At 74.2% G+C, this 22,096-nt stretch carries 22 protein-coding genes; 3 read left to right on the top strand and 19 right to left on the bottom strand.

The window, feature by feature from the left end:
* Positions 1–10: 10 nt before the first annotated feature.
* From hypE to QHG49_RS02660, 9 genes are all read right to left on the bottom strand, one after another.
* Positions 11–1,105 (bottom strand): hydrogenase expression/formation protein HypE, encoded by a 1,095-nt coding sequence (gene hypE / locus QHG49_RS02620; protein ID WP_301487102.1) that lies wholly within the window; start codon positions 1,103–1,105, stop codon positions 11–13.
* Positions 1,098–2,240 carry a hydrogenase formation protein HypD gene (gene hypD / locus QHG49_RS02625; protein WP_145489638.1) on the bottom strand — a complete coding sequence of 381 codons (1,143 nt, stop codon included), beginning with the start codon at positions 2,238–2,240 and terminating at the stop codon, positions 1,098–1,100. Before hypD ends, hypE begins: the two co-directional genes overlap by 8 nt.
* Entirely contained in the window at positions 2,237–2,527 is a 291-nt protein-coding gene (locus QHG49_RS02630; RefSeq protein ID WP_145489640.1) for a HypC/HybG/HupF family hydrogenase formation chaperone, read from the bottom strand. Before QHG49_RS02630 ends, hypD begins: the two co-directional genes overlap by 4 nt.
* A gap of 3 nt (positions 2,528–2,530) precedes the next feature.
* On the bottom strand, positions 2,531–4,870 hold the full coding sequence (gene hypF, locus QHG49_RS02635; protein ID WP_301487103.1) for a carbamoyltransferase HypF: 2,340 nt from the start codon (positions 4,868–4,870) through the stop codon (positions 2,531–2,533).
* On the bottom strand, positions 4,867–5,619 hold the full coding sequence (gene hypB / locus QHG49_RS02640; protein ID WP_301487104.1) for a hydrogenase nickel incorporation protein HypB: 753 nt from the start codon (positions 5,617–5,619) through the stop codon (positions 4,867–4,869). The genes hypF and hypB overlap by 4 nt, the downstream gene beginning before the upstream one ends.
* A 60-nt stretch (positions 5,620–5,679) precedes the next feature.
* On the bottom strand, positions 5,680–6,261 hold the full coding sequence (locus tag QHG49_RS02645) for a hydrogenase maturation protease (RefSeq protein ID WP_301487105.1): 582 nt from the start codon (positions 6,259–6,261) through the stop codon (positions 5,680–5,682).
* A complete protein-coding gene (locus QHG49_RS02650) occupies positions 6,258–6,818 on the bottom strand; it encodes a hypothetical protein (protein ID WP_159698337.1) in 561 nt (186 codons plus the stop codon). The genes QHG49_RS02645 and QHG49_RS02650 overlap by 4 nt, the downstream gene beginning before the upstream one ends.
* Positions 6,819–6,946: 128 nt before the next feature.
* Positions 6,947–7,684, bottom strand: coding sequence for an MgtC/SapB family protein (locus tag QHG49_RS02655; RefSeq protein WP_145489648.1), 738 nt, complete (start codon positions 7,682–7,684; stop codon positions 6,947–6,949).
* A gap of 299 nt (positions 7,685–7,983) precedes the next feature.
* A complete protein-coding gene (locus tag QHG49_RS02660; protein ID WP_268982581.1) occupies positions 7,984–8,118 on the bottom strand; it encodes a hypothetical protein in 135 nt (44 codons plus the stop codon).
* Positions 8,119–8,282: 164 nt separating this feature from the next.
* Between QHG49_RS02660 and QHG49_RS02665 the strand changes: the two genes are divergently transcribed.
* Both QHG49_RS02665 and QHG49_RS02670 read left to right on the top strand, forming a co-directional pair.
* Positions 8,283–9,449 carry an AI-2E family transporter gene (locus tag QHG49_RS02665; protein WP_301487106.1) on the top strand — a complete coding sequence of 389 codons (1,167 nt, stop codon included), beginning with the start codon at positions 8,283–8,285 and terminating at the stop codon, positions 9,447–9,449.
* Positions 9,450–9,809: 360 nt separating this feature from the next.
* Complete coding sequence (locus tag QHG49_RS02670) at positions 9,810–10,970, top strand: aromatic acid exporter family protein (protein WP_301487107.1); 1,161 nt, start codon at positions 9,810–9,812, stop codon at positions 10,968–10,970.
* 6 nt (positions 10,971–10,976) lie between these two features.
* On the opposite strand, the gene QHG49_RS02675 is transcribed toward QHG49_RS02670, so the two are convergent.
* Positions 10,977–11,408 (bottom strand): molybdenum cofactor biosysynthesis protein, encoded by a 432-nt coding sequence (locus tag QHG49_RS02675; RefSeq protein WP_301487108.1) that lies wholly within the window; start codon positions 11,406–11,408, stop codon positions 10,977–10,979.
* Between the two features lie 26 nt (positions 11,409–11,434).
* On the opposite strand from QHG49_RS02675, the gene QHG49_RS02680 reads away from it, so the two are divergent.
* Positions 11,435–11,914, top strand: a complete 480-nt coding sequence (locus QHG49_RS02680; protein WP_301487109.1) for a hypothetical protein — start codon at positions 11,435–11,437, stop codon at positions 11,912–11,914.
* 28 nt (positions 11,915–11,942) lie between these two features.
* Here the strand turns inward: QHG49_RS02680 and QHG49_RS02685 are convergent, their stop codons facing one another.
* The 9 genes from QHG49_RS02685 to pelF form a co-directional block, all read right to left on the bottom strand.
* Positions 11,943–12,794, bottom strand: coding sequence for a lysozyme (locus QHG49_RS02685; RefSeq protein WP_301487110.1), 852 nt, complete (start codon positions 12,792–12,794; stop codon positions 11,943–11,945).
* A gap of 137 nt (positions 12,795–12,931) precedes the next feature.
* Positions 12,932–14,794 (bottom strand): M1 family aminopeptidase, encoded by a 1,863-nt coding sequence (locus QHG49_RS02690; RefSeq protein WP_301487111.1) that lies wholly within the window; start codon positions 14,792–14,794, stop codon positions 12,932–12,934.
* Positions 14,795–15,115: 321 nt separating this feature from the next.
* On the bottom strand, positions 15,116–15,772 hold the full coding sequence (locus tag QHG49_RS02695; RefSeq protein WP_145489656.1) for a 1,4-alpha-glucan branching protein: 657 nt from the start codon (positions 15,770–15,772) through the stop codon (positions 15,116–15,118).
* 39 nt (positions 15,773–15,811) lie between these two features.
* Positions 15,812–16,483 (bottom strand): spherulation-specific family 4 protein, encoded by a 672-nt coding sequence (locus tag QHG49_RS02700; protein ID WP_159698355.1) that lies wholly within the window; start codon positions 16,481–16,483, stop codon positions 15,812–15,814.
* Positions 16,480–17,364 carry an NAD(P)-dependent oxidoreductase gene (locus QHG49_RS02705; protein WP_159698358.1) on the bottom strand — a complete coding sequence of 295 codons (885 nt, stop codon included), beginning with the start codon at positions 17,362–17,364 and terminating at the stop codon, positions 16,480–16,482. The genes QHG49_RS02700 and QHG49_RS02705 overlap by 4 nt, the downstream gene beginning before the upstream one ends.
* 7 nt (positions 17,365–17,371) lie before the next feature.
* Entirely contained in the window at positions 17,372–18,085 is a 714-nt protein-coding gene (locus QHG49_RS02710; protein ID WP_145489662.1) for a nucleotidyltransferase family protein, read from the bottom strand.
* A 40-nt stretch (positions 18,086–18,125) separates the two neighbouring features.
* Positions 18,126–19,127, bottom strand: coding sequence for a GDP-mannose 4,6-dehydratase (locus QHG49_RS02715; protein ID WP_301487112.1), 1,002 nt, complete (start codon positions 19,125–19,127; stop codon positions 18,126–18,128).
* 44 nt (positions 19,128–19,171) lie between these two features.
* Positions 19,172–20,554: a hypothetical protein gene (locus tag QHG49_RS02720; RefSeq protein WP_301487113.1), complete on the bottom strand. Its 1,383-nt coding sequence runs from the start codon at positions 20,552–20,554 to the stop codon at positions 19,172–19,174.
* Positions 20,551–22,068 carry a GT4 family glycosyltransferase PelF gene (pelF, locus tag QHG49_RS02725; protein ID WP_301487114.1) on the bottom strand — a complete coding sequence of 506 codons (1,518 nt, stop codon included), beginning with the start codon at positions 22,066–22,068 and terminating at the stop codon, positions 20,551–20,553. The genes QHG49_RS02720 and pelF overlap by 4 nt, the downstream gene beginning before the upstream one ends.
* Between the last annotated feature and the right edge of the window lie 28 nt (positions 22,069–22,096).

Consider the following 22,096-nt stretch of genomic DNA (forward strand, 5'->3'; position numbering starts at 1 on the left):
CCGTCCCCGGTCAGCAGATCCGGGGCAGCTGCTCGCCCAGCGGCAGGTCCACGACCCGGGTGCCGCCGAGGCCGGTGGCGACGACGACCATTCCCGGGTGGTCGGCCACGCACTCGCCGATCAGGGCCGCGCCGGCGCCCTGCGGGTGGGCGTGCATGGCGGCGAGCACCGCCTCGGCGTGCCCGGGGGGTACGAAGGCGACCAGCCGGCCCTCGTTGGCCACGTACAGCGGGTCCAGGCCCAGGAAGCCGCAGGCGTTCGCGACCTCCTCCGGGACCGGGATCGCCCGCTCGCGCAGGTGAACGCCGGTGCCGGAGGCGCGGGCGATCTCGTTCAGGGAGGCGCCGAGGCCGCCCCGGGTCGGATCGCGCAGGACGTGGAGGTCCTTGGTGACCTCCAGCATGGCCGCGACCAGACCGGCCAGCGGGGCGGTGTCGGAGACGGTCCGCACCCCGAACTCCAGGCCCTCGCGCACGCTCATGACGGCCACGCCGTGCTGCCCGATCGGCCCGCTGACGATGACCGCGTCACCGGGCCGGGCGCGCTGCGGGCGGATGTCGACGCCGTCCGGGACCAGGCCGACGCCCGCCGTGGTGACGTAGACGCCGTCGCCGTGCCCGGACTCCACCACCTTGGTGTCGCCGGTGGCCACGGTGACGTCGGCGGCCCGGGCGGCGGCGCCGATGGCGCGGGCGATCCGCCCGACCACGGCCAGTTCCACGCCCTCCTCCAGGACGAAGGCGGTGGAGAGGAAGGCGGGCCGGGCGCCGCTCATCGCGAGGTCGTTGACGGTGCCGTTGACGGCGAGGTCGCCGAGGCTGCCGCCGGGGAAGAACAGGGGCCGTACGACGTAGGAGTCGGTGGAGAAGGCGAGCCGGGCGCCACCGAGGTCGAACACGGCGGAGTCGGTGAGGGCGGCGAGGACGGGGTTGCCGTACGCCGGGGCGAAGACCTGCTCGATCAGCTCGGCGGAGAGGGCACCGCCGCCGCCGTGGCCCATGACGACGACGGGCTGGTCGCGCAGCGGGGCGGGGCAGGTCCAGTTCGCCGGGTCGACGGCGGTGTCCGGGGCGGCGGCGGTGGCAGGGGTGGCGAGGTCAGCCAACGGGGTTCATCTCCTCCCGCGGGATGCGCGATCCCTGCGGTGCCGGGGTGTTCATGCGGCGGTAGAGGTAGTAGGCGGCGCAGGCGCCCTCGCTGGAGACCATGGTGGCGCCGAGCGGGGTGCGGGGGGTGCAGGCCGTGCCGAACGCCTCGCACTCGGTCGGCTTGATCAGGCCCTGGAGGACCTCGCCGGCCCGGCACACGGCCGGCTCCTCGGTGCGGATGCCGGAGACGTCGAAGCGGTGCTCGGCGTCGTGGTCGCGGAAGGCGTCGGTCAGCCGCCAGCCGCTGGCCGGGATGCGGCCGATGCCGCGCCAGTTGCGGTCGACGACCTCGAAGACCTCCTCCAGCATGCGCAGGGCGGCCGGGTTGCCCTGCTCGCGCACGGCCCGCGGGTAGGCGTTCTCCACCCGGTGCTCGCCGCGCTCCAGCTGGTGCACGGCGCGCCGGATGCCCTCCAGGATGTCGAGGGGTTCGAAGCCGGTGACGACGAGGGGGACACGGTGCTTCTCGGCGAGGTCCGGATACTCGGCGGTGCCCATCACGCTGCACACGTGTCCGGCGGCGAGGAAGCCCTGCACCCGGCAGCTGGGCGCGGTCATGATCGCCTCGATGGCCGGGGGGACCCGGACATGGGAGACCAGCAGGCTGAAGTTGCGAAGGCCCAGGCGGCGGGCCTGGTGGACGGCCATGGCGTTGGCGGGGGCGGTGGTCTCGAAGCCGATGGCGAAGAACACCACCTGCCGGTCGGGGTTCCCGCGGGCGATTTCGAGCGCGTCGAGCGGGGAGTACACCACGCGTACGTCGCCGCCCTCGCCCTTGACCCGGAACAGGTCGCGGTCGGTGCCGGGCACCCGCAGCATGTCCCCGAAGGAGCAGAAGATCACCTCGGGGCGGGCGGCGATGTCCAGGGCCTTGTCGATGACGTCCAGCGGGGTGACGCACACCGGGCAGCCGGGGCCGTGGATCAACTCGACTTCTTCCGGCAGGAGTTGGTCGATGCCGTGCCGGATGATGGAGTGGGTCTGGCCGCCGCAGACCTCCATCAGGGCCCAGGGCCGGGTGACCGTGGCGCGGATCTCGTCCAGCAGCCGGTGGGCGCGCGCGGGGTCGTTGAACTCCTCGATGTACTTCACCGGGCCTCGCTCTCGTTCTCCTGGCGGGCCGCCTGCTCCCACGCGTCACCGAACTCCTCCTCCAGCAGTCCGAGTTGGTCGAACAGCTCCAGGGAGGCGCGGGCCGACTCCTCGTCGAGGCGCTGGAGCGCGAAGCCGACGTGCACGATCACGTACTCGCCGACTTTCACATCGGGCAGGTACTCCAGGCAGGCCTGCTTCTGGACGCCGCCGAAGTCGATCAGGCCGGTGAGGGGGTCGGCCTGGTGGTCGATGGACACGACCTTGCCGGGCACTGCCAGACACATGGCTCACTCCGTCTCGTGGTGGGGTGCGGTGGCCGCGACCATCAGCTGGCCGAGCGCCAACCCGCCGTCGTTCGGGGGGACTTCGCCGTGCCGCAGGACCGTGAAGCCGTCGGCGCGCAGCAGGGCCGTGCACTTCTCCTCCAGCAGGGCGTTGGCGAACACCCCGCCGGTGAGGGCGACCGTGCCGAGGCCGGTCGCGCCGCGCGCCCGGCGGCAGATCTCGGTGACGGCGCGGGCCACGCCCCGGTGGAAGCGGGCCGCGAGGACCGGGGGCGGGGTGCGGCGGCGCCGGTCGGCGAGCAGGGCCCGCAGCATCGGCGCGGGATCGCAGGCGAGGGTGGCGCCGCCGGTGAGCCCGAAGGGGTACGCCACCGCGTCCGCGTCCCGTGCGTCGAGGGCCGCGGCCTCCAGCTCCAGGGCGGCCTGCGCCTCGTATCCGGCGCGGTGGCAGACACCGGCGAGGGAGGCGACCGCGTCGAAGAGGCGGCCCATGCTGGAGGTGGGCACGCAGGCCACCTGGCGGTCCAACTGCTGACGCAGGAGGGTGAGTTCGGTCGGGGAGCAGGCGGTGACGCTGGGCAGTTCCGCGTCCCAGGGCAGGCCCGCGGCCCAGAGCCGGGCCAGGGCGAGCCGGCAGGGGTTGGCCACGCCCGCGTCGCCGCCGGGCAGCGGAGCGGGGGTCAGGTGGGCGAAGCGGCGGTAGCCGGTGTAGTCGGCGAGCAGGATCTCGCCGCCCCACACGGTGCCGTCGTCGCCGTATCCGGTGCCGTCGAAGGCGACCCCGATGACCGGGGTGGTGCCGTCGAGGCCGTGTTCGGCCATGGCGGAGGCGATGTGGGCGTGGTGGTGCTGGACGAGCCGCAGCGGGAGCCGGGCGCCCGCGCGTCTGCGGGCCCAGCCGGTGGAGTGGTACCCGGGGTGCCGGTCGGCGGCGATCAGCCGGGGGGTGACATGGGTCAGCCGGCTCAGCTGCCGTTCGGCCCGCCGGGCGGCGTCCAGCGTGGCCAGGTCGCCCATGTCGCCGATGTGCGGCCCGAACCAGGCGAGGTCGCCGTCACCGAGGCAGGGCGCGTTCTTCAGGTCGCCGCCGACGGCGAGCGCGGGCCGCACCGGGACCGGCAGCCGCAGGGGGCGCGGGACGTAGCCGCGCGAGCGGCGCAGCACCTGTTCGGTGCCGTCGGGGCGGATGCGCAGCAGGGAGTCGTCGCAGGGCGCGGCGATGGGCCGGTCGTGGGCGAGCCAGGCGTCGGCGAGTCCCGCGAGCCGGGTGCGGGCCTCGGTGTCGTCGGTGACGATGGGTTCGCCGGAGCGGTTGCCGCTGGTCATGACCAGGACCCGGGGTCCGGGCGGGTCGCCGGGCAGTCCGAACAGCAGGGTGTGCAGGGGGGTGTAGGGCAGCATGATGCCGAGGTGCGGGCTGCCCGGGCAGACCTGGTCGGCCAGTTCCCCGGCGGGGGTGCGGCGGCGCACCAGCACGATGGGGCGGCGGGGCCCCGTCAGCGCGGCGCGCTCGGCGGGGGTCGGGACCGCGAGGCTTTCGGCGACCGCGAGATCGGCGCACATCACGGCGAACGCCTTGCCGCCGCGCTCCTTGCGGTCGCGCAGCGTGGCGACGGCCCGCGGGTCGGTGGCGTCGCAGGCCAGGTGGTAGCCGCCGAGCCCCTTAACGGCGACGATCCGTCCGGCGGCGAGCAGTCCGCGTGCCGCGGCGAGCGCGTCCGCGTCCCGTGCCGGGCGGAGGCCGGGGCCCGTCAGGGTGAGGCGGGGGCCGCAGCCTGGGCAGGCGACGGGCTGGGCGTGGAAGCGCCGGTCGGCCGGATCGCCGTACTCCCGGGCGCAGTCGGGGCACATCGGGAAGCCGGACATGGTGGTGGCCGCCCGGTCGTAGGGCATGCCGGTGGCGATGGTGAAGCGGGGGCCGCAGTGGGTGCAGGTGACGAACGGGTGCCGGTGCCTGCGGTCGGCCGGGTCGGCGAGTTCCCGCAGGCAGTCGGCGCAGGTCGCGGTGTCGGGCGGGAGCTGGGCGCGGCCGCTCGCCCGGTCGGTGGAGCGGATCGCGAAGGGTCCGGCGGCGCCCGTGGCGGGCAGTTCCTCGTGGGCGACGCGGGTCACCGTGGCCAGCGGCGGGGGCCGGTGGGCCAGCAGGTCGCAGAACCGGGCCACCTCCGCCGCCGGGCCCTCGACCTCGATCAGCACGCCGTCGCCGGTGTTGCCGACGAACCCGGCCAGGCCCGTCTCGGCGGCCAGCCGGTGCACATACGGCCGGAAGCCCACCCCCTGTACGGTGCCGTGCACGGTGAGCCGGCGGCGGACCGGTCCGGTCCCGGTCGCGGGAGCGGTCATGCGACGGGCGCGGACTCGGTGTGCTGATGGTGGTGTCCGTGCTGGTGGTGGTGGCCGTGCGGGTGCGGGGCGAGCGGCGGCCGGTGCGCGGGGGCGCCGTCGCGGGCGGCGAGGGCGTGGTCGAGGAGGGGGCCGACGCCGTCCCCGGTGCGGGCGCAGGACCGTACGATCTCCACCCCCGGGTTGACCCGCTGGACGTTCGCGCGGAACGTGCTCTCGTCGAAGCCGGCGGCCTCGGCGAGGTCGGTCTTGGTGATGACGACGACATGGGCGGAGCCGAACGCGGTCGGGTACTTCAGCGGCTTGTCCTCGCCCTCGGTGACCGCCATCAGCACGATCCGCAGGTTCTCGCCGAGGTCGTAGGAGGCGGGGCAGACCAGGTTGCCGACGTTCTCCACGAAGAGCACCGAGGTGTCCTCGGGCAGCCAGCCCGTGAGCCGTTCGCGGACCTGGCGGGCCTCCAGGTGGCAGAGCCCGTCGGTGAGGACCTGCTGGACGGGGGCGCCGGAGCGGGCGAGCCGGGTGGCGTCGTTCTCGGTGGCCAGGTCGGCGGTGAGCGCGGCCACGGGCACGCCCCGCGCCACCGCGTCGGCGAGCATCCGGCCGAGGAGTTCGGTCTTGCCGCTCCCCGGGCTGGACAGCAGGTTGACGACGGCCACCCTCTGTTCCGCCAGTTCCTCGCGCAGGCGCGCGGCGAGGTCGTCGTTCTTCGCCAGGACGGCCTGTCGGACGTCGTCGGACCGGCACATGGGCGCTGCTCCTCGGGTTCGGCGGCTGGGCCCCGGGCCGCGTCCCGCGCGGCCCGGGTGTCATCGATCTTCGGCCGTGGCGGGCGCGTGGGCGGGCAGCGCAGCCGGGTGCGCCGGGCCGTTTTCCATCGAGCGGCCCAATGCGCCGGCCGGTGCGGCCGGGTCGGCCAGCAGCAGCGGGACGAGCGTGTGCAGCGCGGTGACGGCGGGTTCGACGGCGGCGCGCACGGCCGCGCTGAGTCCGGGCAGGATGTCCTCGTCCCCGGCGGGCAGCACCTCCGGCTCGCAGGCCAGCACCAGCACCCGGGGCAGCGGCTCCTCGCCCATGTGGGTGGCCAGGGCCAGCACCTTCGCCGGGTCCATGCCGTGCGCCTCCGGCGGGACGATCCCGTCGGGGGGTTCGGCCTCGATCAGGGACAGCGTGCCGGGCCGCTGCCCGCGGCGGGCGGCGTCCACGAGTACGGCGGTGGCGCATCCGCCGAGCAGGTCGTAGGCGAGGTCCAGGCCGCGGATGCCGTAGTCCCGCACCCGCGCCTCGGGAGGCAGGGGGCGCTGTTCGAGGGCGCGGATCACCTCGGGTCCGAAGGCGTCGTCGGCGAGGAAGATGTTGCCGACACCGGCGACGAGGAGGGGGGCGGTCATCGGGCGGCTCCGGCTTCGGCGGGGTCGGTTCGGGCGGTGAGCGGCTGCCGCGGGTCGGCGGGTGCGGCCAGGGGGCGGGGCGAGCCCGTCGGCGTCCTGCGGACGAAGGCGGCGCGCAGGGCGTGGTAGGGGGCGTGCGGGTCGAAGAACGGGGCGTGCATACGGGCCAGTTCGGCGCGCCGGTACGTGGCGAGGGGCCGGTGCCGTTCGCCGGCGGCGCGGGGGGCCGCCTTCGCGGCGATACGGCGGCCGAGGTCGGGGTGGCGGCGAGGGCGGCCCGCGACGGCCCGGTCCGGCGCGGAGGGCCGGTGCTGTTCGCCGGGCGGCCCCGGATGCACGATCGGACAGGGGCGCTCCCGCCATCCGCCCTCCGGCAGGGCGGTCGTGGGCATCGGGGCGATCACCAGATCCGGGTCCCGCTCCCGTACGGCGGCCCGCACCGGCTCCGCGCCCCGGGCCGCCAGGACGACGTCCACGCGGTGACCCCGGTCGGACAGCTCGGCGTACACACGCCGGCAGAGGCCGTTGAAGGCGCCGGCCACGAGCAGGATGTCCATGACGCGGCATGCTCACCCCTGCGGCGCGCCCCGCGAAGGACCGCCACGGGGATTCACCCCCGCCGCGCGGCGCCCTTGCGCCATCCGGACCGCGCGACGGGACCCGTCCCGCCCTTCGGGGCCGGGCGTCACTCCTCGTCGGACGCCGGGATCAGCTCTATGTCGAGCACGCCCTCGTCCTGGAACAGTTCCGAGGTCAGCCGGGCCGGGTCCTCGGTGCCCTCCAGTTCGAGCAGGACGCGGGCCGCGTCGTCCGTGCGGCCGGGCAGCCGTTCCAGCTTGACCTGCACGATGCGGAAGCCGAGCCGGGTGCAGATCTCCATCAGGCGGGGCAGCAGCGCGGTGCCGGTGCGATAGGTCAGCCGGGCCTCGAAGGCGGCGGCGGTGGTGCCGGGGACCAGCCGGCCGGAGAAGTAGGAGTAGCCGCGCACCACCAGGAAGTGCAGCGCCGTCACCGCGATCGCGAGCACGGGCAGCCCGCCGCCGCAGGCCATGCCGACGGCGCAGGTCAGCCAGACGGTGGCGGCGGTCGTCAGGCCCCGTACCGCGTCCCGTCGTACGAAGATCAGACCGCCGCCGATGAAGCCGATACCGGAGACGATCTGGGCGGCGACGCGGGAGGGGTCGAAGGAGACGTGCTCCAGGCCGAGCACCGCGGTGAACCCGTGCTGGGACACCTCCATCATCAGCGCGCTGGCGATGCCGACCAGCGTGTGGGTGCGCAGACCCGCGCTCTTCTGCTGGGTCGCGCGCTCCCAGCCGATCAGGGTCGACAGCAGCAGCGCGAGCCCCAGCTCGGCCAGTTGCCTGGGTCCCTGGCCGTTGTGTATGTCCCACAACGGTGCCGCCAGCCACACTCCCGCCATGCACACCTCGCATGTCCTCGTGCCGATTCGTCCTGCCGCTGGCGCCTACCCCGGAGGTGGTCTCCTGACGCTACCGGCCGCCCTGTCCCCGGGCATCCGGGAGCTACGGCCGGTTGCGTGGGCGAGCGAAGGGGGCCGCCGGGACCGGAGCGGTCAGCGACGCCCGGACCTGACCCGGCGGTGCCTGCGCACACGGTCGGCACGGGGCTTCGAGGGGCGGGTCACCCATCGGTCCTCGACCTGATCGAGTCCGAAGAGCAGAAGGCTGAGAACGGGGAGCAGCAGAACCGCGACGGTGATCACTGGAGGTGCACCTCCTGGCCGACGACACCCCGCGAGTGCCCCGGCGCGCACCCGCCCACCAGGGAGAGCTGTGAAGGTCCCGTGAGCACCCACACCCGCACCAGGGCCGCGTGGCCCACGTCCACTGTCACATCACTCGGCCCCCGCCACATCTCCTGACGGTGCGGGAGCGCGGTCCAAAACCGGCGGACGGTGACGTTCACGGGCGCGGTGTGACCCGGGCGCGGGCGCTGGAGGGGCCGGGTGGGCGGGGGTGTGCCTACGGTGCTTCCAGGAGCGTGGGACGGGAGCGACGGTGGGCGATGCGCGGCGGCGGACGGCCGGACCGCGGGGCGGCGGGCGGCGGGCGGGGCTCGGCAGCAGGCCCGCGTACTCCGTACGGCTCGCGGCCTCCCCGCGTCCCGAGCCGTCGGAGCCGGTGACCGAACGCACCGTGCCCTGGCTGCGCGTCGCCGCGGCCTACGCCTGGCGGCTCATCCTCGTCGGCATCGTCGTCTACGGTGTGTTCGTCGTCCTCGGCAGCTTCCAGCTGATCGCCGTCGCCCTGTTCCTGGCACTGGTCGTCACCTCGGTGCTGCGCCCGCTCGCCGATCTGCTGAACCGGTTCCTGCCGAGGCCGCCGGCCGTCGCCGCCGCGCTGGTCGGCAGCCTGCTGGTGCTGTTCACGCTGCTCGCGCTGGTGGGCAACGCGGTCGCGGGCGAGTCGCCGAAGCTCGCGGGCGAGTTCCGCGGCGGTGTGCACCGGATCGAGGAGTGGCTCCAGCGGCCGCCGTTGCGGCTGAGCCCCGGTCGGCTCACCGCCCTCGAACGCCAATTCACCCACTATCTCGCCGCGCACCGCTCGAACCTGCTCAGCAGTGCCGTCAGCGGCCTCGGCCGGGTGGTGGAGCTGGCGGCGGGCGGGGCCCTGGCGCTGTTCGCCTCGGTGTTCTTCATCCACTCCGGGGAACGGCTGTGGGCCTGGGCCCGCGAGGAACTGCTGCCGGCCGGGGCGCGTACGGCTTGGGACCGGGCGGGGCGGGCGGCCTGGCGGAGCTTCGCCGGGTACACGCGCGGCATCATCATCGTGGCCGCCACCAACGCCGTCCTGGTGGGCATCGCGCTGCTGTTGCTGCGGGTGCCGCTGGCGCTGCCGCTGACCCTGCTGGAGTTCTTCGCCGCGTTCGTCCCGCTGGTGGGCTCGCCGGTGGCGCTCGCGGTCGCCACGGTGGTGGCGCTGGCCGGGCGCGGGCCGCTCACCGCCCTGGCCGTGCTGGCGCTGATCGTGGTGATCGGCCAGCTGGAGGGGCATGTGCTGCATCCCGTGGTGATGAGCTGGGCGGTCCGGCTGCATCCACTGGTCGTCGCCGTGTCGGTGATCGCGGGCAGCATCGTGGCGGGGGTGATCGGCGCGATCGTCGCGGTTCCGCTGATCTCGGTGGTGTGGGCGGTGCTGCGGGCGCTGCGGGCCGTACCGCCCTGAGTGGCACCCGCCTGACCCGAACACGGGATCACCTGTTCCCTCGAACAGGTGGACGTCGTTCATCAGAGCGCCTTGGCTACTCCGACCGGGTGATACTTACGGTGTGCGAGTGACGGGCTGCAGACCGTGTTCGAGCACAGGTCCCACGAGAAACATCGCAAGGAGCGACACGACCATGAACATCCTCACGAACGTCCTCGCCGGTCTCGTCCACCTCGTCGGGTGGCTGGTCTGACGCCGCGGGGCGTGTGAAGAAGAGCGGCGCCGCCTCCTCGTCCCAAGGAGGCGGCGCCGCCGTCGTACGGCCCGAGGACTCGAACGACTGTGCGTAACCCGCGGCCCTCTGGTCACCCGTGCCCCATGCGAAATGGCCGTTCGGAACACGCCGTACGACGGGCGATCCGCGCCGCCCGGCTCGATCTGTCAGCCGCGGCGGGGAGTCTGCGCCGGGCCTGTGCCGGGCCCGGACGGGAGCGGGATCTGACCGCGCAGGCGCTGAAGGCGGCGCTGGCCGCGTGGCTGACCTGGATGATCGCGGGCTGGTGGCTGCACACGCCGGTGGCGTTCGTCGCGCCCTGGGTCGCGGTGGTCCTGGTGGAGTCCACGGTCTACCGGTCCCTCGCGCACGGCCTCCAGCAGCTCGGGGCGCTCACCGCGGGCACGGTCACCGCCACCGCGGTCGGCCTGGTGCTGCACAGCACGGCCGTGGCGATGGCCGTGGTACTGCCGCTCGGGCTGCTGCTCGGGCACTGGCGGCGCCTGGGCAACCAGGGCATCTACGCGGCCACGGGTGCCCTGTTCGTCCTCACCGACGGCGCGGTCACCGTCACCACCTCCGCCTTCCGGATCGCGGCCGCGCTCTTCGGCGCGGGGGTCGGCATCGCCGTGAACGCGCTGGTCCGCCCGCCGCTGTATCTGCGCGACACCCGGGCCGTGCTGCGGGACGCGACCGAGGAGACCCACGACATCCTGCACGCGGTGGCCGACGGGCTGGCCTCGGGACGCTGGGACGCCGAGGAGGCGGGCACCTGGCACGAACGGGCGCTGCGGCTGCACCGGCGCGTGGACGAGGCCCGCGCGTCGGTCGAGTGGAGCCGCGAGAGCCTGCGCGGCAACATGCGCCGCCGCGGTGCCGTGCCGGCGCCCGGCAAGGGGTACGACGACGCCCTCGCGGTGCTGGACTACGCGGCCGTACACACGGCCGGGGTGACCCGCACGGTCCTGGAGGTCACCGCCGAGGACCGCGCGGTACCCCGCCCGCACCCCGAACTCGCCCTCAGCTACGCCCGGTTCCTGTGCCGTACCGCCCGCGCCCTGCGCCTGTACAGCCACAGCCGCTTCGACGCCGCCCACGAGGACGAGCTGCGCGCCGAGGTGACCGGGCTGCGCGACAATCTCGACACCCTGCGCCAGGAGCTGGCCCGCTCCACGACGGACCACCCCGACGACATCGCCACCTACGGCACGCTCCTCGCCCAGGCCAACCGTCTGGCCGACCAGCTCCTGGCCTCCACCGCGTGAGGGCCGTCAGATGCCCGCGGCCCGCAGCACCCCGAACTCGGCGGTCCCCACCGCGAGCACCCCGTCGCTCACCGGGCGGCACCGCACTCCCCCGCCGCCGCGCAGCGCCCGCTGGGCGCCGGGTCCGAGGGTGACGTCCATCCAGGCGCAGGGCCGCGCCGCACCGCGCACCTCCAGCTCCACCCGGCCGGTGCCGCGGTCGAGGAAGACGGTCGCGCCGATGTGGCCGTCGATGTCGACGCCCCGCAGCAGGACGTTGCGCCGGGTGAGCAGCAGGCCCGGTTCCGGCGGGCCCCGGTGCGGGAGCCGTTCGGCGGCCATGAGGGTGAGGGAGGCGTTGCGGTGGGCGGGGTGGTTGAAGTGCCGGTCGCCGACGATGCCGAGGCCCGCGCGCACCCGCACGCTCTCCACCAGTTCCCCGGACGGCAGCTCGGGCACGCCGCGCCCGGGCGGCCGGCGAGCCGGTGGACCGGGGAGACCAGCAGCTGGAGGATCTCGACGCGTGCCACGCTTCGAGCCTGCTCGCCGTCCCGCTCCCGGCGATCGAGGAGCACCAGCAGGCCGAGGGCGCCCGCCGGTTCGATCGGGTTCAGGGCGGGGGTGATCGCGGAGCGGAAGGCGTGGGCGGCCGACAGCGTCTCGCGCACGGCGATGTCGGCGGCCTCGATGCCCGGCGCGATCCGCAGGCCCCCGCCCGCCCGGGCGTGGTCCGCGAGCGCGGCGCCGGCCGGCCACCGGGTCCGCTCCGGGGTGAGCGCGGCGCGGAGCCGGTCGAGGGTGGCGATCAGCCTGGGGATGCCCCGGACGACGAAGGTGAACCGGCCGTGCGGGCGATTGACCCGGTGAGCGTCGAAGACGAGCCGGTGGTCGGTGACATGGAGCCTGTCACCGTTCCTCCCCTGGTCGACGGCCGCCCCTGGCGCGGAACGTCGGGCGCGGGGTGACGGCGGCCGCCGACAGCGGGTCAGCGGGTCAGCGGGAGGCGAACGTCTTCAGTTGCGCCGTACTGCCGTTGAAGCGGTCGTGGTCGCCCACGGTCTTGCCGGTGGAGGTGTACTGCCACATCGTGTAGTACGCCCAGCCGGCCGGCAGCGTGCCCGCCGTCGAGGCGTAGCGGGCGATCCACAGCGGGTTGGTCGCGCCGAAGCCGCTGTAGTTCCCGGTGCACGCGGTCCACCAGTTGGTGGCGGTGTAGATCACCGCGGCGCGGCCGGTACGGGCCTTGTAGCGGTTGAGGAAGTCACGGATCCAGGTGACCATCTGGCTCTTGGTCTTGCCGTAGCAGTCGCCGCCGTACGGGTTCCACTCGATGTCGAGCACCCCGGGGAGCGTCTTGCCGTCCGCCGACCAGCCGCCGCCGTGGTTCACGAAGTAGTCCGCCTGGGCGGCGCCGCCGGTGCTGTCCGGGGTCGCGAAGTGGTAGGCGCCGCGCACGATGCCGACGTCGTAGGAGCCGGTGTACTGCTGGTTGAAGTAGGCGTTCTTGTACGAGGTTCCTTCCGTGGCCTTGGTGTACGCCCAGCGCACCCCACTGCCGTACAGGGTCGACCAGGCGACATTGCGCTGGTAGCTGGAGACGTCCACGCCCTCGGTCTGGCCGGTGCGGGAGTCGGAGAGCGAGTCGGCGGTGGGGGCGGGGGCGACACCGTCGTGGGCGAGCACGCCCATGCCCATGTAGGCGCTGCCCCGCTCGGGGGTCACGGCGCCGTTCTCTGGCACGGCCGCCGGGACGGACAGGGTGAGGAGGATGCCGGTCAGCACGCCGGTGACGGTCAGGCGTGAGCGGCCGCGGGAAAGAGCTCTCGAGCTTCGCACGGCTTCCATCTGACCCGGCATCGGGCCGTACCGCACGCCGGGTTGCGCCCAACGATGGCGGCCACCGGCCGGTTTGGTCCATCCGGGTGGCCCGCCGGCCGGTCGCGGGCACCCCTTACGGGGGTCCGCGACCGGCCGGTGGTCCGTCAGCCGTCGATGCGGTGCTGGGTCCAGAAGGAGGTCAGGTCCGTGCTGGTGGCGGCCTGGGCCGCGGCCTTGAACTCGGCCGTGGTGGAGACGCCGTACCAGTGCGCGGTCGCGTAGTCCTTCAGCAGCTTGGCCATGGCGGTGTCGCCGAGGACGCGCCGGAGGTCGTGCAGGGCGCACTTGCCGTAGCCGTAGACCACGGTGGAGTAGCGGGAGGAGTGCGCGTCCCAGTACGCCATCGAGTTGGTGATCTTCTCCGTGCTGGAGGCCCAGGAGACGCTGTTCCAGCAGTTGGCGCCGGTGATGCCCTGGGCGAGGTCGGTCGAGTAGTCCGCGAACGACTCGTCCAGCCAGGGGTTGTTGTACTCGTCGTCGCCGACGATGCCGTACCACCACTGGTGGGCGATCTCATGGGTGAGCGCGGTGCTGCTGACCAGGTCGAGGACGAAGCCGGGGTACTCCATTCCGCCGAACCAGTAGTTGTTGTCGAGGACCGCGTCGAGTTCCCCGTAGGGGTAGGCCCCGAAGCGGCCGGCGTGGGTGTCGACGGCGGACTTGGCGGTGCTGAGCATCGACTGGGCGCTGGAGGAGCTGATGCCGGACACCGAGTAGACGTTGACCGCGACACCGGCCGGTGAGGTGCCGGATATCTTGCTGAAGGGCCCGGCGGCCCAGGCGAAGTCGCGGACCTTGGAGGCGGTGGCGGTGGTGATCGTACGGCCGCTCGTGCCGGGCGTGTCGGTGGAGGTGCCGGTGGCCGGGACCAGCAGGCTGGTCGGATGGTCGAGGGTGACCTTGAAGTCGGCGGCCAGCGAGTAGAACGCCTCGCCGTTGTTGGTGTACGGGTCGAGGTGCCAGCCCGCGCCGTCGCGGATCGCGAGGACGGGCAGGGCGTTGCCGATGAAGCTGTACGCGCCGTCGTGGCCGAAGCGGTCGGCGCCGCTGGGCACGGTGATGCCGAGGTCGAAGCCGATGGTGGCGCTCTGTCCCTGGGCGAGCGGGGCGGGCAGGGTGATCTTCAGCGCGGTGCAGGCCACGGAGAGGTCGCCCGCGGTGCCGCCGGTGACGTTGGTGACCTTGATGGGCATCGCGGAGCAGGTGCCGTGGTAGTTGTCCCACAGCCGCAGGTAGACCTCGTTCAGCGCGGTGGCGGAGGCGTTGGTGAAGGTCGCGCTCTCGTGCCCGGTCCAGGCGGTGCCGCTCGTGTCGCTGCTGAGGTTCACGGTGTAGCCGGGCGCGGCGGGGGTGCGGGTGGTGTCGGTGGCCGGGGGCGCGGTGCCGCCGGAGGTGTCGAGGGCGATGTCGTCCAGGACGAAGCTGGTCTGGAGACTGGAGTCCTCGGTGCCGGTGAAGGACAGGTTCACCGTCTGCCCGGCGAAGGAGGACACGTCGAACGACTTCTGCACGAAGCCGGTGTTCTTGTCGAGGTTGGACCAACTGGCCAGCGTGGTGCTGCCGATCTTGGCGGTCAGCTTGTCGTAGGCGGTGCTCGACGTCGTCTCGGCGGTGTCGATGTGCAGGTAGAAGCTGAGGGTGGCCGTGGCGCACCCGCTCGGGACGGTGACGCTCTGGGTGAGGCTGTCGGTGCGGCTCTTCCCGGTGCCGTCCAGCCAGGCGTACGAGCTGCCGCCGTGGGGGCTCTGCCCGGTGCGGCTGGTGATCACGGTCGACGGGGACGCGGTCCACGCCGGACTCGCGTTCTCGAAGCCGCCGTCGGTGACCACCTGGGCGGGCGTGCAGTCGGCGGCCGCACGCGCGGACGCGGTGTGCGCGGCGGCGGGTACGGCCGGGAGGAAGAAGGCGGCCAGTGCGGCGGCGGTGAGCGCGGCAACACCTGCGGCCTTGTGGGGGGGCGTTCTCACACGCTACTCCTTCGGGGCGGCCGGGGTCCCGGCCTGCTCGACGGCCGCCCGGCCGGCTGGGATGCGCCGGGGCGGCCGCGTACGGGGCTTGCGCGAGCGCTGTGCTGAGGAACCGGTCGCCTCCCCCGCTGGGGTCGGGGCGACGACTGCCGAAAGAGTGCCAGATTTGACCCGTCCATGCCAGACGGTTCCGTCGGTTCGGCCTGGGAAGGGTGGGAGAGGAGGGGCCGGCGGACGTGACCCCGGGGCCGGGCGGGCGCGGTTGAGCCGCCCGGCCACCGCCCGCCAAAGGACGGCCGGCGGCCGGGCGGCCCGGTCGGGTCAGTGCCGCTGCACGGTCAGCAGCACCGCGCGCAGGCGGTCGCCCGACGGCGCGGGCCAGCCCGTGGCGACATGGCCGAGGCAGGGCGTCGCCGGGACCGGGGGGTTCTGGTCCGCCGGGGCGAGGACGCGGTGCAGGCGCAGGGCGGTGCCGTGCGGGGTGGGCAGATGGGTGCCGTCCGCGTCGTCGACCGGGGTCGGGGTGAAGGCCACCGGGGTGAACGGGGCGCCGGTGTAGGCGTGCGTCACCTCGTGGTCCGGGAAGTCGGTGATGCTCTGCGCCATCGCCTGCGTCTCACCCGCGAGGAGCCGCAGCAGCTCGGTGACCAGCACCGGGTCGCGCATGCCGTCGTACGCCCAGCGCCTGCCCAGGACGCCGTGCTCCATCGTGCCGACGAGCGCGTGCTCGGCGCCCTCCAGCGGCGTGCCCCGGTAGCTCAGCGGCACCAGGTACGCGGTCCGCTCGGGGCTCGTGGTGTCGGTGGCGATCATGATCTCGATGCCGACCTCGCCCTCGGGGTCGTCGAGCCGGAAGCCGCCGGTCTTCTCCAGGACGGGGGTGCCGGAACCGCCGCGGTACCACGGGCGGGTGGGCAGCCACTCGGCGAGCAGTTCGGCCTTGGAGGGGGTGAGGGTCGTGTGGTGGATGACGGCCATGAGGTGGTGGTCTCCCCGGTGTGAGCGTGCTGATCGCGCTCAGCCTCGCACACCGTCCGCGAACTCCAGCGCGGGACTCAACGCCGCCCAAGGGTTGGGTCCTTCACCGGTCACCGGCCCGCACACCCCGGCCCCCCGCTCCCGCGCGGTGCGCACGGCGAGCGGTACCAGGGCGGCGGGGACGCCGTACACCAGATGGCAGATCCGGTCGGGTGGCTGACGCGCGACCCAGGTCGGCCGGGTGAACGCGGAGACGTACGTCGACCAGTGTCCCTCGAACGTGACGGTGAGATCGGCGAGCCGGGCGTACCCGGGCGCCGGGTGGACGCCGGGGTTGAGCACCACGGTGCCGGTGCCGAGCCGCCGCAGCTCCCGGACCAGCCGGCGGCAGTCGGGCAGCCCCTCGGCGGTCGCGGTGACCCGGTCGAGGAAGCAGCCGTCGGTGCGGTACCAGAGCCGGTGCCGGCGCACGTCCTCGGTGATCGCGGCCCGCTCCCGCGTCCCGTAGTCGGTGTCGACGTAGCCGAGCAGCCGGGCGCCCGCCGTGCGCAGCGCCTGTGCCGCCGCCGTGTACGCGGGGTCGGGCGCGGCGCCGGGCCCGCTCGCGGGGTTGAGGACGACGGCCCAGGTGCGGGCCGCCGCCGTGATCAGCCGGTGCCAGGCGCCGGGGTCCTGAGCCGGATGCACGTACAGCGGTATCAGCAGGCTCATGGCGTCGCCGCCCACAGCGCGGCGAGGGCCTCGTCCAGGCCGTGGGCCGGGCGCCAGCCGAGGGCGCGTTCGACGGCGCCGATGTCCGAGCACTGCCAGGACACCTGGGCGGAGCGCGCCGAGCCGCCCCCGTCCTCCGCCAACCGCCCACGGAATCCGGCGAGTCGGGCCAGCCCGTGCACCAGGTCGCGCACCGGTACGGCCCCGCCGCCGCCGATGTTGAGCACGGGCGGCAGCGGTCCGGGCGCGGTGACGGCGAGGGCGACGGCCCGGGCCACGTCGCGGACGTCCACGAAGTCACGGTAGGCCGACAGGTCCCCGAGCCGCAGCACGGCGCCGGGATCGGGGCCGGCCGCCCGCAGCAGCGCGGCCATCCGGCCGGGCAGGCTCGCCGCGGGCGCCCCGGGCCCGACCGGGTTGCCGACCCGGAGCACCACCGCGTCCAGCCCGGCCGAGGTCACCGCGAGGGTGCCGGCCAGCTTGGTGGCGCCGTACGGGGTGACGGGGCAGGCGGGCGCCGACTCGGTGACCGCCGCGCACGGGGTGCCGGGGCCGTACTCGGCGGCGGAGCCGAGGTGGACCAGGCGGGCCGCGGGAGCCGCCTCGCGCAGCGCGGCGCAGAGCACGGCGGGCCCCCGGGCGTTGACCTCCGCGAGGGTCACCGGGTCGCCGCCGGTGGCGCCCGCGCAGTTGACCACGGCGTCGGGCGCGGCCGCCGCCAGGGTCTTGGCCAGCCGCTCGGGCGGGTCGGTGGCGAGGTCGACGGCGTACTCGGCGCCGGTGCGGCCCCCGGCGAGCAGGTGCGCGCCGGGGAGGGCGCGCACCTGCTCGGTCACCCGGCGGCCCAGATATCCGGTGCCGCCCAGGACGAGAATGCGCATGCGGGACTCAGGCTCCCTTGAGCAGCAGGGACTTGCGGCTGGTGAACTCGGCGTTGGCCCGGTCGTAGTCGTCGGGGCGCCCTATGTCCAGCCAGTATCCGTCGAACTCGTAGGCGTGCGGCGGGTTCTGGGATCTGAGCAGGTCGAGGACGAGTTCGTCGAAGCCGAGCGGCAGGCCGGGGGTGTAGCCGTCGAGGGTGGCCCGGGAGAGGCCGTAGACGCCCATGGAGACCCGGTAGTCCATGCTGGGTTTCTCCGTGAACGCGACGACCTTGCTGGCGTCGGTGGTGAGCACGCCGAAGTCGATGTGCACCTTGCGGGCGTAGGTGGCGATGGTGAGCGGCGCGCCGGACGCGCGGTGGTGGCGCAGTACGTCCGCGTAGTCGAGGTCGGTGAGGATGTCGCCGTTCATCACGAGGAAGTCCTCGGGCAGCCGGTCCTTCAGGTTGAGCAGGGGGCCCATGGTGCCGAGCGGGCTCTCCTCGGTGGCGTAGTCGACGTTCATGCCCCACTGGGAGCCGTCGCCGACATAGGCGCGGATGATCTCGCCGAGGTGGCCGATGGCGAGGGTGCAGCGGGTGAAGCCGGCCGAGGAGAGCTGGCGCAGCACGATCTCCAGGATGGCGTGCTGGTCGCCGATGGGCACGAGCGGTTTGGGCAGCGCGGTGGTGTAGGGCCGCAGCCGGACGCCCTTGCCTCCCGCCAGGATCACTGCGTGCATGGGATGCCTCCTTGGAAGTCGTCGTGACGTGCCGGACGGGTCAGATGTTGTAGATGCCGGTCTTGTAGCGGGACAGGTTGGCCGCATCGCGGAAGAACTCCACGGTCTGCGCGAGGCCTTGCTCCAGGGTGTGGGCGGGCCCCCAGCCGGTGGCGGCGGTGAGCCGGCCGGCGTCGGCGACCAGCCGCATCACCTCGGAGTTCGCGGGCCGGATGCGCGCGGGGTCGGCCCGGATGTCGAGGGCGGTGTCCATGACCTTGCCGATCAGGGCGACGAGGTCGCCGACCGAGATCTCGCCGCCGGTACCGGCGTTGAAGGTGCGCCCGACGACCTGCTCGGCGGGGGCGCCGCCCACGGCGAGGAAGGCTTGCGCGGTGTCCTTGACGAACAGGAAGTCGCGGGTGGGCCGCAGATCGCCGAGGGTGATGGTCCGCTCCCCCGCCGCGACCTGCCCGATGACGGTGGGGATGACGGCGCGCATCGACTGGCGCGGTCCGAAGGTGTTGAACGGCCGCAGGGTGACCACCGGGGTGCCGAAGCTGGCGTGGTAGCTGTCGGCGAGCCGGTCCCCGCCGGCCTTCGAAGCGGCGTACGGGGACTGGGTGTTGATGGGGTGGTCCTCGGTGATCGGCACGGTCCGCGCGGTGCCGTAGGTCTCGCTGGTGGAGGTGTGCACCAGTCGGGGGGTGCCGAGGGCGCGGACCGCTTCGAGCACGTTGAGGGTGCCGGTGACGTTGGTCTCCACATAGCTGTGGGGCGCCTGGTAGGAGTACGGGATGGCGATCAGGGCGGCCAAGTGGTAGACCACGTCGGCCCCTTCGGCGAGGCCGCGCACGGAGCCGGGGTCGCGGACGTCGCCGAGGACGATCTCCACCTGGTCCAGGACGTCCGGGGCGAGGGTCTCCAGCCAGCCGTAGGAGGAGAAGGAGTTGTACTGGGCCATGGCGCGCACCCGGTGCCCGGAGGCGACCAGGGCCTCGGTGAGGTGGGAGCCGATGAAGCCCTCCGCGCCGGTGACGGCGGCGAGCGGTTGGGAGGTCAACTGGTGGGTCCTTCCGGTGAGTCGAGGAAGAAGAGGGGTCTGGTTCAGGCGTGCCGGGCCGGGCGGCCGAGCAGCCGCAGCGCGCATGCCAGGAGACACGGCACGGCGGCCGCGCAGGCGAGCGGCAGGGCGGCGGAGCCGGGTGGCAGACGCAGCGCGGTGACCGCGCCGGCCGTGCCCGCGGCGGCCAGGCAGATCACGGCGGGCGGCCAGGCGGTCCCGAACGCCTGGAGGAGCAGCGCGGTCCACAGGGTGGCGGCGAGCAGCAGCAGCGGGGCCGGTGGGGCGCCCGTCAGGTACGCGGCGGGGAGCAGCGGCAGCAGATAGCCGAGCAGGCACAGGCCGAGGACGCCGGTGGAGCGCAGCAGGAATCCGGCCGGGGTGGCGGTGGCGCGCAGGGCGGCGACGGACAGGCCCCGGTAGCGGTAGAGCAGCCATTCGGCGGGGCCCATGCTGAGGGTCAGCACGATCACCGCGTACGGCTCCCGGCGCCCTTCGAGCAGCACCAGCAGCCCGGCGGCAAGACCGAACAGGCCGTACGGCAGTGACCAGCGCAGCGGGGGCCGCCTGCCGCCGTCCGCGCCGGGCTCCTTGAGCAGGCCGCGCAGGGCGTGGGCGGTGGCGGCGAGGGTGGCGAGCAGCGCCAGCAGGGGAAGGCCGAGCCGCGGCAGGGTCCCCGGGTCCCAGCGGAGCAGGTAGGCGGCGCCCGCGAGCAGCGGGCTCAGCGCGGCGAGCAGCGTCTTCTCCCGGGCCAGGACCAGCAGGACGCCGGCGGCCGCGAGGTAGAGCGACTGGGCGGCGACGGCGAGCAGGACCGGGCCGCCGCCGGTGAGCGGGGCGGCGAGGGCGGTGGCGAGCGCGGCGCCCAGGGGTGCGCCCGCGGCCAGGGTGCGGGCGGCCTCCCGGGGGCCGGTCGCCTTGCGCACATGGGCGCGGTGGCCGAGCCCTTGGCCCCAGGCCCAGGAGATCAGGCCCGCGAGGATCAGCGCGGCGGCGTGCCGGCCGGGGTGCCACAGGGGTGCGGTGAGCGGGTAGGCGAGGCCCGGCAGGGCGAAGAGCAGCCCGCGCAGCAGGCAGCGGACGTGGTCGGGACGCCAGGGGTCGGCGGCCTGCGCGGGTTCGGGGAAGGCGCGGGGCACCTGCTCGTAGAGGGCGGTGGCCAGCGAGAACAGGTTCGGATGGCCGTACCGGTCCTTGACCGTCTCGGCGGTGAGGCCCTCGGCCTCCAGCAGGGCGGCGACCTCGTAGGGGTGGACGGCGGGGCCGATGCGGTCGGCGAGTTCGGCGGCCAGCAGGCTGACGGCCGCCTCGTCGGTGCCGAGGCCGGGCAGGCGCAGGGACAGGGTGCGGTCGTCGGGGCGGGCGAGCCGGAGGGCGAGGGTGTCCTGTTCGGTGCCGCCCGGCTCCAGGGCCATGGGTCCGCTCATCCGGCCAGGCTCCCCGCTGCGGTCCGGCGCCCGGACTCGCGCTCCGGGGCGGACGACGTCATGAACTCCTTCGTGTGGTAAGGGAGTTCGAGATATATGGAGCGGAAGGTGTCGATGGTCTGGCGGAGGGTGAACTGCTCGATCACCCGCAGCCGCGCGGCCTCTCCCATGGCCCGGCGCCGGTCGCCGTCGCGGAGCAGTTCCAGGGCGGCCGCGGCCATCCGCTCCGGGTCGCGCGGTGGTACGACGAGGCCGGTGTCGCCCACCGCCTCGCGCACCCCGCCGACATCGGTGGAGACGGTGGCCCGGCCGCAGGACATGGCCTCGATCAGGGTGAACGGGAAGCCCTCGCTGATGCTGGAGAGCATCACCACGTTCCCGGCCGCGTAGGCGTCCTTGATGTCCTCGACGCGGCCCTCGAAGGCGACGGCGTCGCCATGGCCCAGCTCGGCCGCCAGCGCGGCGCAGCGCTCCCGGTACGCCTCGCCGCCGCGGGGCGTACCGCCGAAGAGCCGGAGCCGGGCCTCGGGTATCTCGGCTCTGACCAGGGAGAACGCGCGTATGAGCGTCTCCAGGTCCTTGATGGGGTCGACCCGGCCCGCCCAGCTCAGGGTCGGTGTCCCGGGTTCGGGTCCGGCGGGTGGGAAGGCGGCCGGGTCCACGCCGTTGTAGACGGTGCGGATGGCCTTCGGGTCGGCGCCGCCCTGTTCCTCCCAGAGCCGGTTGTAGCGGTTGCCGGGGGTGATCAGGGCGGCCCTGCGGTAGCTCTCCTCGGCGAGCAGCCGGAAGAAGCCGAGCACGACGGCCTTCACGGGCCAGCGGTAGGGCGCGGTGCGGTAGCCGAGGTAGCGCTCGCGCAGATAGACGCCGTGCTCGGTGAGCAGCAGCGGGACCCCGTGCCGGTCGAGGGCGGCGAGTCCGGGCAGTACGGCCACTCCCCCGCTGACCGCGTGGGCCACGCCGTGCCGGGGCGCGGGTGCGGCGAGCGGGCGCAGGGCGTGTTCCAGCAGGGCGGTGGCGGTGACCGCGTCGTGCAGGGTGGGGCGGGCCTCGCGCACGGCGAGGCCCGGGCGGTTCCACACGGTGGCGAGCAGGGCGATGGCCCGGTCGCCGCGCAGGAACGGGCTCAGCGTCCCGTCGGCGGCGGCCCGCGCCAGCAGGTACAGGGCGGGCGGGAACTGGTCCTCGGCGCACGGGTCGAGGAGCGCGGTGAGGAAGCGTTCGTAGGCGGCGGTGAGCCGGGTGAGCGTGCGGCCCCGGGGCGCGCGGCCCTCGGGCGGCTCGCCCCACATGGGGACGGACAGCACCTGGCCGACCTGGGCGGGCAGCTCCCAGACGACGGGTTCGCGTCCGGTGCCGGTGACGGCGATGACGTCGAAGTCCAGGTCGGGCATGCCCTGGACGAGCTGATCGCACCAGACGCTGACGCCCCCGTGGCTGTGCGGGTAGGTGCCTTCGGTGAGCAGGGTGACGTGCGCCGCGCCGGGGCGGCGTGCACCGTCGTGAACGTGCATCGATCGGGCTCCACGGCCAGAGTTGTGG

This window comes from Streptomyces sp. WP-1 (assembly GCF_030450125.1).
GTDB lineage: Bacteria > Actinomycetota > Actinomycetes > Streptomycetales > Streptomycetaceae > Streptomyces > Streptomyces incarnatus.